This window comes from Lysobacter gummosus (assembly GCF_001442805.1).
GTDB classification, from domain to species: Bacteria; Pseudomonadota; Gammaproteobacteria; order Xanthomonadales; family Xanthomonadaceae; genus Lysobacter; species Lysobacter gummosus.
This window is the reverse complement of the sequence record NZ_CP011131.1, coordinates 5,358,771-5,373,819: the sequence shown is the minus strand read 5'-3', so window position 1 is coordinate 5,373,819 and position 15,049 is coordinate 5,358,771. Positions and strand designations below refer to the sequence as shown.

Below are 15,049 nucleotides of genomic sequence, written 5' to 3'. Positions count from 1 at the left end.
GGCAAGGACATCGACCCGCCTATGAACACTGTGACCAGCTTGATACACGGCCGCGCTCTGCTCAGGTCCCTTTTGGTTGTCGCGTTGGTTACCGCTGGACCGGCGTTCTCCGCAGAGCAATCAGCCCCCGGGCAATCCGTCGCCGAACCGCCCAGCGCGCTGGACGCCGCCGGCCAACTGCAACGGTTGGTGATCAAGCCGCGTTTCGGATTCGGCTGGCTGCGCGTTGCCGGCGGCGTCCAGTTCCAGACCGGCGGCATCACCAAGAGCGTGCTGTTCTACGGCCCCGGCATCGCGCGCGTGTCCGCGCACAAGGGCCAATCGCATACCCGGCAATCCAGCCTGGTCGTGGTGGCGTCGCCGCAGGCGCCGGCACTGGACATTGCAGAGTCCGCCGACGCACTCATCGTCGCCGGGGCCGGGCTGCGCGCTGTCGTCGACAAACGCACCGGGACTATCGCGTTCCAACGACCCGACGGCACGCCGCTGGTCCGCGAGCAGGAGGCACCGGTGCTCACGCCGGGCACCGAACCCTCGGGAACCCAGACCTACGTCGTCGAGCAGCGATTCGCGCTGACTCCAGACGAATCGCTCTACGGCCTGGGCCAGTACAACGAGCCGTACATGGACTATCGCGGCCGCGAAGTGCTGATGGTGCAGACCAACATCGGCATCGTCGTGCCGTTCATGGTGTCCACGCGCCGCTATGGGCTGCTGTGGGACACATACTCGAAGATGAGGTTCTCCGACGGCCCGCAGGGCGCGGCCTTTCGTGCCGAGAACGCGCCTGCCGGCGTCGATTACTACGTAGTGGCCGGCGACACGATGGACGAGGTGATCGCGGGCTATCGCTACCTCACCGGTGCCGCGCCGATGTTCCCGAAATACGCGTTCGGGCTCTTCATGAGCAAGGAGCGCTATGCCACGCAGCAGCGCCTGCTGGAGGTGGTGCGGCGCTTTCGCCGCGAAAGCTTTCCGCTGGACGTGATCGTGCAGGACTGGCAGTACTGGGCTGGACAGAAGGACGGCCAGTGGGATGGCAACTGGAGCGGCATGGTCTGGGACCCAGAGCGCTATCCCGACCCCGCTGGCATGACGCGCACGCTGCACGACGATCTGCACACCCGACTGATGGTGTCGATCTGGCCGTCGATCGGCAACGACACCGCACTGGCGGGCGAACTCGATGCCAAGGGATTGCGTTTCGAGCCACTGCACTGGATTTCCAAACGGGCGCGCATCTACGACGCTTTCAGCGAAGAAGGCCGGGCCATCCACTTCAAGCATGCGAAGAAGGGCCTGTTCGACATCGGCGTCGACGCGCTGTGGATGGACGGCACCGAGGTGGAGGTGGGCGGTGCCGCGCACGACCCTGCCGAAGTGGAGGCTGACATCAAGCGCCTGGGCCGCAACGCGATGGGCGACTTCGGGCGCTACCTCAACGTCTACAGCCTGCTGACGACGCGCGGCGTCTACGAAGGCCAGCGCGCGAGCGCCGATCTTGGCGACAAGCGCGTGTTCACGCTCACCCGTTCCGCCTGGGCCGGACAGCAGCGCTATGCCGCAATGCCATGGTCGGGCGACACCACCGCCAGTTGGGACGCGCTGCGCGCGCAGATCGCCGGCGGCCTGAATGTCTCGATGGCGGGCCTGCCGTACTGGACGCAGGATGTCGGCGGCTTCTTCGTCAACGCGCCCGGCGGCGAACGCGACCCGGCCTACCGCGAACTGTTCGCACGCTGGAACCAGTTTGGCATCTTCAATCCGATATACCGCATCCACGGCACCTCGATCGAGCGCGAGCCCTGGGCGTTCAAGGCACTCGAGCCGGCGGTCTACCGCTCGATCCACCGCGCCGCCGAGCTGCGTTACCGCCTGCTGCCCTACACCTACAGTCTGGCCTGGGCCAGCACGCACGACGGCTACACGATGATGCGCGGTCTGGCGATGGACTTCCCGGACCAACCGGCACTGCGCCGCGTGGATGACACTTACATGTTCGGTCCGGCGTTCCTGGTGCAGCCGATCACCAGGCCGATGTTCCACGCCGAACTGCCGCCGCCGCCCACGGTGCCGGCAACGCAGTTGCGCACGCCCGACGCTCAACCGGGCCTGGAGCTCGAGTACTACCGCGGCATGGAGTTCGAACAACTCGCCAGCCGCACCGTCGACCTGCAGGCCGAACACCATTGGCCCGGCCCGCCGCTGGACAGCGTGCCGCCCGGCTTGGACGGACTGCAGAACTTCTCGGCGCGCTGGCAGGGCCGGATCATCGCGGCCGAGGACGGCGAGCACGAGATCGGCGTTGAAGGCGACGATGGCTTCCGCGTCTGGCTCGACGACAAGCTCGTCGTCGAGGACTGGAAGGAATCTGGTGCGCGTTTCGCCGGAGGGCGCGTGGAACTGCGCAAGGGGCAAGCGGTGCGCGTGCGCATCGACTATTTCCAGAAGGGTGGGGGCCGATCGATGCGGCTGGCCTGGCGCACACCGAGCGAACGCATCGCTCTCGCAGAGCACCAGCGGCGACTCGATCCGAGGCAGGCCACGCTGCTGCCGGCCGGTACGGACTGGTATGACTTCTGGACCGGCCAGCGCCATGCCGGCGGTGCCAGCGCCGCGCGGCGCTATGCGATCGACGAGTTTCCGTTGTTCGTGCGCGCCGGCTCGATCGTGCCGTTGGGTCCGGTGGTCCAGTACGCCGACGAGAAGCCGGACGCGCCCTACGAGATCCGCATCTACCCCGGCGCCGATGGCCGCTTCACGCTGTACGACGACGACGGCGAGAGCTATCGCTACGAGAAGGGCGAGTACGCCACCGTCGCGCTTGCCTGGGACGACGCGCAGCATACGTTGCGCATCGGCGCCCGAGAAGGCAGTTTCCCCGGCATGACCGAGCAGCGCGAGCTGAACGTACGGCTGATGCCATCGGGTCCCGGCGACCGCGTCCAGACCAAGACCGTCCGCTTCCATGGCGAGCCGGTTGAACTTTCCTTTACGCAATGAAAGAGGAAGGCTATTCGATGAGACTGCAAAAGGAATTGGTCGCGGTGGTCGCCGCGCTGTGCTGGGCCGTCACGGCGGGAACCGCGATGGCAGGCCCCCAATCGGTTGTATCGCCGAGTGGCCATGCTGTCATTCGCATCGACGATGACGGCAGTCGATTCTCGGTGCTGCGGCGGGGGGAGACTGTCATCGCCCCATCACCGCTGGGATTGGAACTCGACGGTGCGGCTGCATTCGGCGCGCTGGTGCTCGAACGCCGCGAAGATGCCGAGGTGGACCGCAACATCCCGCTGATCGCGACCAAGGCATCGGTGGCGCGCGACCGCTACCGCGGTGCCACGCTAACGTTCCGCGAAACGCAAGCGCCTGCGCGCCGGCTTATCATCGACGTGCGCGCCTACGACGATGGCGTTGCGTTCCGCTACCGTATCGACGATCCGGCGCCGGTGCGCCTTGCCGGCGAGCGCACCGCCTTCGTACCGGCGGGCGACCCGTCGTGCCTGGCCACCGAGTTCGACCGTTCGCACGAAAAGCCCTTCGAGCGCCAGCGCATCTCGGAACTGGCCACGGACAAGGGCTACGACGTGCCGCTGGTGTGTGTCACCGCTTCAGGCCGCACGCACTACGCCGTCACCCAGTCCTATCTGCAGGGCTACACGGGTGCGTCGCTATGGCGTCAGGGCGCGGCCATGCAGGTGCGCCTGTCGGCCGTGCCGGGGCGTGAGGGACCGGCCTATGTCTCCCGCGGCGGGCTCAGGACGTCCTGGCGCGTGGTGATGATGGCCGGCCGTGCGGGCGATCTCATCGCTTCGTCGCTGGTGGGCAATCTCAACCCGCCGCCCGAGGGCGACTTCAGCTGGGTCAAGCCCGGCAGGGCGGCCTGGAACTGGTGGTCCGGGCCCAGCAAGGGCGCCACGGCCGAGATGGATGCCTTCCGCCGTTACATCGATTTCGCCGCCGAATCCGGCCTGCCGTATGCGCTGCTGGACGCCGGCTGGGCCTGGGGCAGCGGCCCTTGCTGCGAAGCGCTTCCGGAAACCGATCTCACCCGCCCGGTCGATGGCGTGGACATGCCCGCCCTGGTGCGCTACGCCGAGTCCAAGGGTGTCAGCCTGCTGCTGTGGGCGCACTGGAAGCATATGGCCGCGCGCATGGACGAGGTACTGGATACCTGGGTGGGCTGGGGCATCCGCGGCATCAAGGTCGACTTCATGGAGCGCGACGACCAGGAAATGGTCGACTTCCACGAGCGCATCGCGGCGGCCACCGCCAAGCGCAGGCTGCTGCTGAATCTGCACGGCGCCTACATGCCTGCCGGCCTGCAGCGCACCTACCCGAACTTCATCACCCAGGAAGGGGTGATGGGCGCCGAGTGGAACAAGTGGACTGCGCTCATCACCGCGCGCCACAACCTGACGCTGCCCTACACGCGCATGCTTACCGGTCCGATGGATTACACGCCGGGTGGTTTCCGCAATCGCACGCCTGCGACGTTCGAAGTACGCGACGTGTTGCCGTTCACCCAGACCACCCGCGGCCAGGCGCTGGCGATGTTCGTGGTCTACGACAGCCCGCTGCAGATGGTGGCCGACGACCCGGATGCCTATCGCGACGCGGCCGGTTTCGAATTCATCCGCCGCGTGCCCACTGCCTGGGACGAAACCCGCTTCCTGTCCGGCGAGCCGGGGCGCGACATCGTGCTGGCGCGGCGCTCGGGTTCGACCTGGTACGTGGGCGCGATGACCGGCGAGGAGGCCCGCACCACGCATGTTTCCCTGGACTTCCTGCCTGGGGGGCGCTACCAGGCCACAGTGTGGGAAGACGGCAAGGCGCCCGACGAACTTCGGCGCAGCGAACGCATAGTGACCGCGCGCGACACGCTCGGGCTGCGCCTGTCCGTGGCCGGCGGCGCTGCCGTGATCCTGGAGATGGACAGATGAGCGGCATGCTTTCCGACAGCAGTTGCCGCGCGATCTTCGCCTGAATTGTGGTTACGGTTTATTGGAGAAATGAGATGCAAACATTCTTGTGGAATCTGCGACGCATCGGTGTGCCCGTGGTGGCCTTGGCCGCGGCGGCCGCCGGCGTCGCACCCGGTGCGGCCAACGCCGCCAGCGCTCCTCCACGCGAGATCACGATCGACCTTGCGCAAGCCGAACGGCCGCTGGACCGATTCTTCGATCTGTCGGTCGGTTCGGATTTCCCGGGTACGTTGATACGACCGGACAGCCAAGCGCACCTGAAGCTCGCTGTCGATGAACTTGGCTTCCGCTACCTTCGATTCCACGACATCTTCCACGATGTACTGGGCACCGTGCGGGTCGTTGACGGGCGTACCGTGTACGACTGGACCAAGCTGGACCAGCTCTACGACGACCTGCTGTCGAAAGGAATCAAGCCCTTCATCGAACTGGGGTTCACGCCCAAGGCGATGACCACCTCCGAGCAGACCATCTTCTACTGGAAGGGCAATACGTCGCATCCGAAGTTGGAGCCTTGGCGCGATCTCATCGATGCCTTCGTTCGCCATTTGCGCGAACGCTACGGGGTCGCGGAAGTGCGGCACTGGTATTTCGAGGTCTGGAACGAACCGAATCTCGATGGGTTCTGGGAACGAGCCGACCAGCAGGCCTATTTCAAGCTCTACGAAGTCACGGCCAAAGCGATCAAGGCGATCGACCCCACGTTGCAGGTCGGCGGACCCGCGACCGCCGGCGCGGCATGGGTTCCGGAATTCCTGCAGTACGCACATAAGAATGGCGTACCCGTCGATTTCGTCGCTACGCATAGCTATGGCGTTGATGGCGGCTTCCTGGACGAGAAAGGTGAGGCCGACACCAAGCTTTCGCCTTCCCCTGATGCGATCGTTGGCGATGTGCGAAGGGTCAGGCAACAGATCAGCGCATCGCCGTTCCCGTCGTTGCCGCTTTACTTCACGGAGTGGAGCACCAGTTACACGCCACGCGACGCTGTGCACGATTCGTACATCAGTGCGCCGTACATCCTCAGCAAACTCAAGGCGACGCAGGGACTGGTGCAGGGCATGAGCTACTGGGCATACACCGATCTGTTCGAGGAGCCGGGTCCGCCGCCGACCCCGTTCCATGGCGGCTTCGGACTGATCAATCGCGAAGGCATTCGCAAACCGGCGTTCTTCGCCTACAAGTACCTGCATGCCCTCCGCGGCAAGGAGATTCCGTCCTCCGATGCCGAATCGCTGCTGGCGACGGATGGCGCCCACACTTCCGCATTGATCTGGAACTGGACCTATCCCCAGCGCGACCTCAGCAATCGCCCGTTCTACACCAAGCTCGTTCCCGCTTCGCCGGTATCCGCCGCGCGACTGGCGTTCAAGCATCTTACGCCTGGGTCCTACCGGCTTCAGGTCAAACGCACGGGGTTTCGTGCCAACGACGCGTACTCTGCCTATATCGAGATGGGAGCGCCCGCCTCCCTGAGCGACGGCCAGCTCGACAGGCTGCATGACCTGACGCGCGATGCGCCGGAGACCGATCGCAGGATCAGGGTCGGACTCAGCAGTGAATACACGTTCGAAGTTCCGATGCGCAGCAACGATGTCGTGCTGGTTACGCTGACGCCGGAGTCGGGTACTCGCTGACGGCGCGAGATCCAGACGCTATCCATTCCTGTATAGGGTCCTTCGCATGCTCCATCTGCTCCGACACGCGGTGCTTGCCGTATCGGCATCGACGTTCACCAGGGCCAGGCCTCCGAAACCGTCTTATTTCCGGGCCTTTCTGCGAAGGTCTTGGTTTTCGAGAGCCGACAAAAAATGCCGTTTGGCGAAAATTTCGCCAGCCAGTCCTCTCTCTTCTCCCTATCTGTGGTCTCGGAGCCAAAGGGGCGTTTTTTTCGCCGTGTAGATCAATGGATTAGCCGAGGACTTTTTTGCGAGTTTTTCGGCGATCAACAGGTCAGCCAAAACCCGAAACCCACTTTTGGGAACCATAGGCGGCATACCCAGTAAGGCCGGGCATCGTTGCGCTCGTTTAGGCCTAAGTCATTGGATGGAGGTTCGAATCTATCTGGCCGCGCCTAAGCCATGCACGGACCAATTCCTTCATCCACAGCACCCAGCTGTGCCCATCGTCAGATTTCTCGTGCAGTGCCTGCGCCGGCGAGCCCGCGAACTTGAGCTAGTTCGGCCAGGAAGATCTCCGGCCGTGTCCGCTTGCGCTTTCGCTTGTCGTTGTACTCCGCATCACCGAAGGAAGCGGCATGGACATCACTCGCCTGGACCTCTGGCTAATTTTCGCGGATCAGGCCGACTTGTTCAGGGCTTCCTTAACGGAGGCGCCTGTCCTATTTCGTAACAGCGCCCTCAAGGAAAGTTAATAAAAACAGGTGTCTAAAAACGCTGAATACACCGCTGCCGCCGTAAATGTGCTCCCGGAGTGTGCAGGCGCTGCGTTTCGAGGAGCGGCGTCCAAAGTCCGTATTTCGGAAGTTCCTTGTTTATACAGAGATAATGCCTTCAGATTTTAACGGGCGCAGAGTATTAGTCCTCTCGGCGAATACCCGCTTGCATGGTTCTCAGAGGTAATAGGTGAGTGGTCAAGAAGCCATCAGGCAAGGACGTCCATTGTGTCTATCACTGTCCAAGATGCAATTGATACATGCGAGCGAGCGTGTACGTTAGGCATTCCTCTCGTCGGCAGGTCGGAAGCCTTTCTCGACATGATAAAGGTCGTGGGCAGGGTGGCACGTCACGGTGATGCCACAGTACTGATCCGAGGCGAAACGGGGACAGGAAAGGAATTGGTTGCCAGGGCTACGCACTACCTCGGGCGGCGCTCCAGTTATCCGTTTGTGCCCGTCAATTGCGGTGCCTTGCCCGAGGATCTGATTGAGAATGAGTTGTTCGGTCATCGTGCTGGTGCCTATACGGGAGCAGGAGCAGAGGTTGCAGGACTCATCCGATTGGCTGATCGCGGCACCCTCTTTCTCGACGAAATAGATGCGCTGCCGCTGAAGGCACAAGTCTCTCTTCTCCGCTTCCTGCAAGACGGATGCTATCGCCCCTTAGGCGGTCAGCGAGAAGAAGCATCCAATGTTCGCGTCGTCGCCGCGTGCAACGGGTGCCTCGAAGATGAAGTCAAGGCGGGACACTTTCGCCGCGACCTCTATTATCGGCTGAACCTTCTGTCGATTACTGTCCCCCCATTACGCGAAAGAGGTGCGGACATCCCGCTTCTTTCTAAGTACTTCTTGCGTGAATTCGCTCGTCGCTATGCATCGTGCGAAAAAGATCTTCACAGTCATACCCTGTCCTGGTTCCTCCACTACGATTGGCCCGGCAACGTCCGGGAGTTGGAGAACCTGGTGCATCGCGAATACCTGATCTGCGAAGGTCGAGAGCTTCTAATCCGAGCGCCCAGTGAATTCAATGACAGCGATCAGCAGCGCGCGCTATTAGGTGAGCGGTGTGCGGCGCTTCCTCTGCAAACGGATGCCCTTGCAACGAGCTACCACCTGGCCAAAGCACATGCTCTTGAGCAGTTCGACCGGGCCTACCTTACCGAGCTGATCCACCGCACGCACGGAAACGTGACGCAAGCCGCGGCGCTCGCGGGCAAGGAGCGCCGCGCGATGGGCAAGCTCTTGAAACGCTACGGCATCGGCTACGTCGTCAGAGATTAAGCGTTTTGCGCCGACGCTCGGCATTGTTCGATTGAAATCTCTTCCGAGTTCGACGTATTGAGCGTCGTCGCTCGCGCGCGCATTGCGCAAGCACCCCGTCAAGTACGCAGCTAGCAAGTCGAACACCTGGAGGATTGTTGGCGTACCTCGCTTGGCGTCTGGTCGCTCCAGTGAGTCGTGGGAACGCAGTGCTTTGTATTCTCCCCGCCGCATTTGCTCTTCCACTTGAAATGCATCGCCGCACTGATGTCTGCCTGCTGGCAGATGTTCATCACCGACACGCCGGTATCGGCCTGCTTGAGGATCGAGACGGTGAACTTCGAAGTCTTCATCGGAACATCCTGGCGCGGACATGCCAGAAAGTTCCGCTTTCAGCGCTGTGGCGGGTGAGGGAGCTTACGGTTGTCCTGGGTCATCTCGCACCCTGAAACCTGCACGGACCCGGGTGGCTTTCGACCCGCCTTGCCACCCTCGCAATGTAAGGCCGCGATTTTCTTAAGAATTCTGTCGAGTCCCGCATTGGCAAGGAACTTGCTCTGTATTGAGCGAGTGAGAACGGAGATTCGCTGGTGACTCGTTCGGTGCAGGAGGTTGCTGCTGGCATTAAACGATATTGCGATGCCCATCCCGATGCTTGCGACACGCTCGAAGGAATCGCGTGGTGGCTCGTGATCCAGCGTTCGCCGGCCGAGAGCGAAGTGCTCGAGGCGGCGGTCGACTACCTCATCAAGTGCAACATGCTGACCTCGTATCGTCTAAATGACGGAACGACCTTGTTCGGATGCTCGGGTTGCACTGCCGACGGCGCACCGGGAATGGAGATCGAAGCTAAGGAGCGCGACACATGATGGTCGAGGCGATGACACTGCTGATCAAGCAGCTCAACGACTACATAGCGCAGTCGGATGGCGGCGGGCCCGGCGCGCCTGTGCAAACCGTATGGGGAAACGTGGCTCAGCTCGATCGGCCGGAAGTTGCGACGGAACTCGAGAACCACATCGTGCTGACGCTCGTGAATCTCGAGGAGGAACGCGCTTTAAAGAACGGCAGGTCGTTCGCGAGCGTCGGCTCGTCCGACGTCGCCTATCGTAACCGCCCGATCCATTTGAACCTGTTCCTGTTGTTCACGGCGAACTATCGAAACTACGGCACGGCGTTGCGCCGGCTGTCGCAGGTGCTTACGTTCTTTCAGGGCAAGCAACAGTTCACCTTGGCGAATTCACCCGGAGCGCTGCCTCAGCCGCCGATCGCGGAGTTCTCGCTGACGATGGATTTACTCTCGCCAAAGTTCGAGGAGGTCAATCACCTCTGGGGATTTCTTGGGGCCAAGCAGGGCGTTTCTGTTCTATACCGCGGACGTCTGGTGACGATCTCGGACGACCGTGTGCTGACGGGCGGCGGCATCATCCGTGAGATCGACGTCTTGAGCCGGGATGCGACGGCATGATCCGCTACCGGACATTGTTCGAAGTCGACATCGCGCACGACTATTTCCTGAGTCGTGGCGAGGTCGTACTCGAAGCGCAGTCGGACGCGGATCGGTCTTCGCTGGCGGCGTTGTACTCGGTTGCCGAGGTTTTCGAGATCGAGCCCGACGCGGCCACGATCGCAACATTAGCGGGCCACAAGCTGCTATTCCGCGCTACACGCACGGGATTCCTCGTCGCCGCGCAGGTTGACGCCTCGACACCGCCGCAGCCGATAATCGCACCTGACGATACCTTCAGACTGGCCTTTCTGCTGCGTGTGCGTAATGCGCGGTTCGCAAACTACACCGAGCTCGGGCAGCCTTCGCGCTTCTATCGTTTTGGCAACGACGCACAAAATCGCGTGGCCGGCGTCAGCAACCTCTCGCGGCCGATCCGGGTGTTCGATGCGACGAGCCGGTATGTCGCCGGCGATGTGTACTCTCAGGCTGCGGGTTCGACGTTCGATCTGTTTCTCGCGCTGCGCGACACCGGGCCGGCCGCGACGCCGGTTGTGGCGGACTGGCGCCGAATTCCGGCCGACACCTTCAGCGCCAGCGCAACCTATCAATCCGGGGCGATGGTTCTTGCTGCGAACCGCGTATACCGCGCGCTCGTGGATACGCCGGGGACCGATCTGACCAATGCGGCGGAATGGCAGCCAGGCACGTTGCTCGGCAACCAGTACGCCAGTGTCTCGGATGCGATGCGCGCCGACTTCGCGTTCGCGACGTTCGACATCACCGCGGCCGCCTTGCCGCGCGCCACCGTGCGTGTGACGCGTGCCGGCGCAGCGACACCGGCTTCCGAGCAGAACTTTTCGGCGGAGCAGGGCCTGTTGAGCCAAGTACAGGTCGATCTGCGTACGCTGCCATCGGGTACCTATCGCCTCGAACTTCTGGACGACGCGGATACGCTGTTTCCAGGTCATACGACATCCATCTTCATCGCAGCCGACGCGCGCTCGGCGGCCGCATTCGGCGTGATCGAGATCGATCGCGGCACTGCCGACTACGCGCTGCTCGACGGAGCCGGCGCGCTGCGCTCGCCGCGCTACACGCTGCGTTTCCTCAATCGTTCGACACGTTGGCGCTACATCTTTCCCGCGGCGCAGGCGGTCGGCGCGGGCGCGGACGTCGCGCATGAAGGCGCGGACCCGCGTGTTCTCGTTACCGCCAACGCGCGTCCGCTGTCGCGCTTCGGCGCGGGATCGTACTTGCAGGCCGACGTCTCGGCGACACCCGTTTCGGAAGAGATCCTGCTTCCTGCACCCGAGGCTAACTGCTTGCGGCGCCAGAACGCCGAGTGGTTTTCTGAAACCCATCTGCCGAACCTAACCGTAGGACCGTAACCCATGGCTCTTAATCTGAGAACGCCGGGCGTGTACATCGTGGAGGAATCGAAATTTCCTCCGTCCGTGGTGCCGGTCGAAACCGCGATCCCGGCTTTTTTTGGTTACACGCGTAATGCGCAGTACAAGGGCACCAATCTTCTCAACCGTCCCGTGGCGGTGAATTCGCTGCTGGAATTCCAGGAGATCTTCGGCCTCGCTTCGGAGATCGGAGGTTTCGTCATCGCCCTGGACGAGGACGGCAACGTGGCGACGCCCGTGGCCGATCCGGGGCAGGGAGCGAATGCACGGTTCCGCCTGGCATACGCGCTCCGTCACTTCTACGACAACGGCGGCGGTCGCTGCTACATCGTGAGCGTGGGAACTTACGCCGCCAGCGCGGTGACCAGCGATATCGTTAATGCGCATATCGCGGGACTGGAAGCATTGGCGCGTGAGGATGAGCCCACGCTCATCGTCTTCCCCGATCTAAGCGGGATGCGCCCCGCAGCGGGCGCGAATCCCGCGGAGATCGCCGCCAATCTCGCCGCCACGCGGGCCGCATATCACTCGGTGCTGGTGCAGGCTCTGAACCAGTGCGCCAGGCTGGGGGACCGCTTCCTGGTCTGCGATCTGTGGGATGGCGACCAACCCGGCAGCGACGGCATCACGGCGTTCCGCAACGGCATCGGCACGCGCAATCTGAAGTACGGCGCGGCGTATCACCCGTACATCCGAACCACCATGGCGTGGAATTGGGACGAGTCCACCATCACGGTCACCCAAGTCGCGCGCCGCAACGACGACGGCACGGTGACGAGGCCCAGCCCGCACAACGGCATGACGCTGGCGGCGCTCAAGACCGGTTCACCGGATTCCAACCCGCTGATCTACGGCAACGCGCGCAACGAGTTGGCGCGGTTCGCCGTCACCTTGCCGCCTGCCGCGGCCGTGGTCGGCATCTACGCCACGGTGGACCGGACACGCGGGGTGTGGAAGTCGCCGGCTAACGAGAGCCTGGCCTCGGTATTCGACCTCAGCGTGCGCATCGACCAAGACCTCAACGACAACATGAACGTCGAGCCGAGCGGCAAGACTATCAACGCGTTGCGTGCGTTCAGCGGCAAGGGCTTTCTTATCTGGGGCGCGCGCACGTTGGCCGGCAACGACAACGAATGGCGCTACGTGTCGGTGCGTCGCTTCTTCAACATGGTCGAGGAGTCGACGCGTAAGACCACCGAGGCCTTCGTGTTCGAGCCCAACGCCGCGGGCACCTGGGCCAAGGTCAAGGCGATGATCGAGAACTTCCTGATCATCCAGTGGCGCGACGGCGCGCTGGCCGGCGCCAAGCCCAATGACGCGTTCTACGTGAATGTCGGCCTGGGATCGACCATGACCGCGCAGGACATTCTCGAAGGCCGCATGAACGTCGAGATCGGCATGGCGGTGGTAAGGCCGGCCGAATTCGTGGTGCTGCGTTTCTCGCACAAAATGCAGGAGTCCTGATCCATGGCGTACAAGACCCCCGGTGTTTATGTGGAGGAAATCTCCACGCTGGCGCCTTCCGTGGTGGCGGTGGAAACCGCCGTCCCCGTGTTTATCGGCTACAGCGAACGCGCGGAAAACGCAGCCGGCAACGACGTGCGTTTCGTGCCCACACGCATCCGCTCGCTGCTCGAGTACCAGCAGTTCTACGGCGGCGATTTCACCCCTGCCAGCTACCGCGTCGTGGTCGATACCGCCGCCGGCAATTCGGTCGGTGCGGTATCGCCGCGCAACGCGGCCGACGCCGAGCGGCGTTATTACCTGGCTACCGCCCTGCGGCATTACTACGCCAACGGCGGAGGTCCCTGCTATGTCGTTTCTGTGGGGTCGTATACCGACGCTCCGGCGCTCGGCGATACCACCACCCCGGCCGGCCTGCTCGGTGGATTGTCGCGTGTCGAAGCGGTGGACGATCCTACGCTTCTGGTGTTCCCCGATGGCGTCTCGCTCAGCGCCGTCGAGATGGGTTCGTTGCAAGTCGCGGCACTGGCGCAATGCGAGAAGCTGCAGGACCGCTTCGTCGTCATGGATCTGGTGCAGGGCGACCAGCCATCCTCGCTGGCGTTGGATCCCATCGGCGACTTCCGTCAGAACGTGGGCATGTCGTCGCTGCGTTACGGCGCGGCTTACTACCCCTGGGTGCGGACCATCTATCGGCCGGACGTGGATTTCCGCCAGCTCAATCTGGTGAACCCGGCGCTGGTTGCCCTCACTGAGGCGGCCGTCAATACCTTGACCGGCGACGCGGCGATCGACGGTCTGGTGATCTCGGCGCGAGCGGCCGACACCGCGGTGAATACCGTAGTGGGCACGGTGAACACCTCGGCCATGACCGGGCCGAACGCGCTCACGCTCACCCGCGCGAACATCGGCCAGCTCAGCGCGCATTACGCGAACTTCCTCGACCTGCTGCGGCAAACCGCGGCCGCGACCCCGGTGGCCACCATACGCCAGCGATTCGCCAACCTGGTGATCCTGGCGCGCGCCGTGGTGCTGGCGCTGCGCGCGCTGCAGACCGCGGCGCCGTCGCTACCCGCCGCGGTGAATCTGGCGGTGACCGATCTGAGCAATAACACTGAGCTCGTAGCAGGCATCTCGGCGCTGATCGCCTACGAGAAAAATGCAGGCGTCATGAGTTCCATCTCGACCACGCGTCTGGTTGGCGACGTGGCAGCTGACTACGCCGCGCTCAACGGCACGCCATGGATCGCGCCCAACGCCAACGCGACCGCCATTGCGGCCAGTGCCGACGTGTTCACCGATGCCTCCGTGCGCACTACGGCGTTGAACGCGGCCTCGGCGCTGCGCCGGCTATTCGATCCACCCGCGGCCGCCTTTCTCGCCATCTTCACCAGTGTGGAGTTCCTGGCCGACGAGGCGCAGAACCGGTTGTTCGAGAAGCATCCGGTGTTCGCCAACATCCTCGAACAGGTGAACCGCGTAATGACTCTGCAGCCGCCTTCAGGTGCGGTGGCCGGTGTCTATGCGGCGGTGGATCGCATGCGCGGCGTATGGAAGGCGCCGGCCAACGTCTCGCTGGCCGACATCAGCGGCGTGGCGGTGAAGATCAACGACCAGGCGCAGGAGGATCTCAACGTCTCCAGCACCGGCAAGAGCATCAACGCCATCCGCACGTTCACCGGCAAGGGCTCGCTGGTCTGGGGCGCACGCACGCTGGCCGGCAATGACAACGAGTGGCGCTACGTGCCCGTGCGCCGTTTTTTCAACATGGCCGAAGAATCGATCAAGAAGGCCACCGAGGTCTTCGTATTCGAACCCAACGACCGCAGCACCTGGGTGCGCGTGCGCGCCATGGTGGAGAACTTCCTCACCGTGCAGTGGCGCCAGGGCGCGCTCGCCGGCGCGGTTCCGCAACAGGCCTTCTTCGTCAAGATCGGCCTGGGCGAGACCATGACGGCCCAAGACATCCTCGAGGGCCGAATGATCGTCGAGGTCGGCATGGCGGTGGTTCGCCCGGCCGAATTCATCGTGCTGCGCTTCGCGCACAAGATGCAGACCTCCTAACCCACGCCTCAAGGAGACG

At 63.3% G+C, this 15,049-nt stretch carries 10 protein-coding genes; 9 read left to right on the top strand and 1 reads right to left on the bottom strand.

Features of this window, described 5'->3' with window-relative positions; all coding sequences use genetic code 11:
- Nucleotides 1–21 precede the first annotated feature (21 nt).
- The 4 genes from LG3211_RS21845 (at nucleotide 22) to LG3211_RS21830 (ending at nucleotide 8,664) form a co-directional block, all read left to right on the top strand.
- The gene (locus LG3211_RS21845; protein WP_083512743.1) at nucleotides 22–3,003 is read left to right on the top strand and encodes a glycoside hydrolase family 31 protein; all 2,982 of its coding nucleotides are present in this window, start codon (nucleotides 22–24) and stop codon (nucleotides 3,001–3,003) included.
- Nucleotides 3,000–4,943, top strand: a complete 1,944-nt coding sequence (locus LG3211_RS21840) for a glycoside hydrolase family 97 protein (protein ID WP_222837542.1) — start codon at nucleotides 3,000–3,002, stop codon at nucleotides 4,941–4,943. Before LG3211_RS21845 ends, LG3211_RS21840 begins: the two co-directional genes overlap by 4 nt.
- Before the next feature lie 74 nt (nucleotides 4,944–5,017).
- Nucleotides 5,018–6,622, top strand: coding sequence for a GH39 family glycosyl hydrolase (locus tag LG3211_RS21835; protein ID WP_083512742.1), 1,605 nt, complete (start codon nucleotides 5,018–5,020; stop codon nucleotides 6,620–6,622).
- A gap of 1,079 nt (nucleotides 6,623–7,701) precedes the next feature.
- On the top strand, nucleotides 7,702–8,664 hold the full coding sequence (locus tag LG3211_RS21830) for a sigma 54-interacting transcriptional regulator (protein WP_057944673.1): 963 nt from the start codon (nucleotides 7,702–7,704) through the stop codon (nucleotides 8,662–8,664).
- A 110-nt stretch (nucleotides 8,665–8,774) separates the two neighbouring features.
- Here the strand turns inward: LG3211_RS21830 and LG3211_RS27580 are convergent, their stop codons facing one another.
- Nucleotides 8,775–8,996, bottom strand: coding sequence for a transposase (locus LG3211_RS27580; RefSeq protein ID WP_057944672.1), 222 nt, complete (start codon nucleotides 8,994–8,996; stop codon nucleotides 8,775–8,777).
- A gap of 237 nt (nucleotides 8,997–9,233) precedes the next feature.
- Between LG3211_RS27580 and LG3211_RS26025 the strand changes: the two genes are divergently transcribed.
- Genes LG3211_RS26025 through LG3211_RS21800 form a run of 5 tightly spaced genes read left to right on the top strand, consistent with a single transcriptional unit; the run spans nucleotide 9,234 to nucleotide 15,030 of the window.
- Nucleotides 9,234–9,512 (top strand): hypothetical protein, encoded by a 279-nt coding sequence (locus LG3211_RS26025; RefSeq protein ID WP_148649074.1) that lies wholly within the window; start codon nucleotides 9,234–9,236, stop codon nucleotides 9,510–9,512.
- Entirely contained in the window at nucleotides 9,509–10,111 is a 603-nt protein-coding gene (locus tag LG3211_RS21815; protein WP_057944670.1) for a Pvc16 family protein, read from the top strand. Before LG3211_RS26025 ends, LG3211_RS21815 begins: the two co-directional genes overlap by 4 nt.
- Complete coding sequence (locus LG3211_RS21810; protein ID WP_057944669.1) at nucleotides 10,108–11,481, top strand: hypothetical protein; 1,374 nt, start codon at nucleotides 10,108–10,110, stop codon at nucleotides 11,479–11,481. The genes LG3211_RS21815 and LG3211_RS21810 overlap by 4 nt, the downstream gene beginning before the upstream one ends.
- A 3-nt stretch (nucleotides 11,482–11,484) precedes the next feature.
- Complete coding sequence (locus LG3211_RS21805; RefSeq protein WP_083512741.1) at nucleotides 11,485–12,966, top strand: phage tail sheath family protein; 1,482 nt, start codon at nucleotides 11,485–11,487, stop codon at nucleotides 12,964–12,966.
- 3 nt (nucleotides 12,967–12,969) lie between these two features.
- Nucleotides 12,970–15,030: a phage tail sheath C-terminal domain-containing protein gene (locus LG3211_RS21800; RefSeq protein ID WP_083512740.1), complete on the top strand. Its 2,061-nt coding sequence runs from the start codon at nucleotides 12,970–12,972 to the stop codon at nucleotides 15,028–15,030.
- The last annotated feature ends 19 nt before the right edge of the window (nucleotides 15,031–15,049 follow it).

What these genes read in the sequence shown, in the direction of transcription:
- LG3211_RS27580 (WP_057944672.1), bottom strand. Translation starts at nt 8,996, where the DNA reads ATGAAGACTTCGAAGTTCACCGTCTCGATCCTCAAGCAGGCCGATACC.
- LG3211_RS21800 (WP_083512740.1), top strand. Translation starts at nt 12,970, where the DNA reads ATGGCGTACAAGACCCCCGGTGTTTATGTGGAGGAAATCTCCACGCTG.
- LG3211_RS21815 (WP_057944670.1), top strand. Translation starts at nt 9,509, where the DNA reads ATGATGGTCGAGGCGATGACACTGCTGATCAAGCAGCTCAACGACTAC.
- LG3211_RS21830 (WP_057944673.1), top strand. Translation starts at nt 7,702, where the DNA reads ATGATAAAGGTCGTGGGCAGGGTGGCACGTCACGGTGATGCCACAGTA.
- LG3211_RS21845 (WP_083512743.1), top strand. Translation starts at nt 22, where the DNA reads ATGAACACTGTGACCAGCTTGATACACGGCCGCGCTCTGCTCAGGTCC.
- LG3211_RS21835 (WP_083512742.1), top strand. Translation starts at nt 5,018, where the DNA reads ATGCAAACATTCTTGTGGAATCTGCGACGCATCGGTGTGCCCGTGGTG.
- LG3211_RS21810 (WP_057944669.1), top strand. Translation starts at nt 10,108, where the DNA reads ATGATCCGCTACCGGACATTGTTCGAAGTCGACATCGCGCACGACTAT.
- LG3211_RS21805 (WP_083512741.1), top strand. Translation starts at nt 11,485, where the DNA reads ATGGCTCTTAATCTGAGAACGCCGGGCGTGTACATCGTGGAGGAATCG.
- LG3211_RS21840 (WP_222837542.1), top strand. Translation starts at nt 3,000, where the DNA reads ATGAAAGAGGAAGGCTATTCGATGAGACTGCAAAAGGAATTGGTCGCG.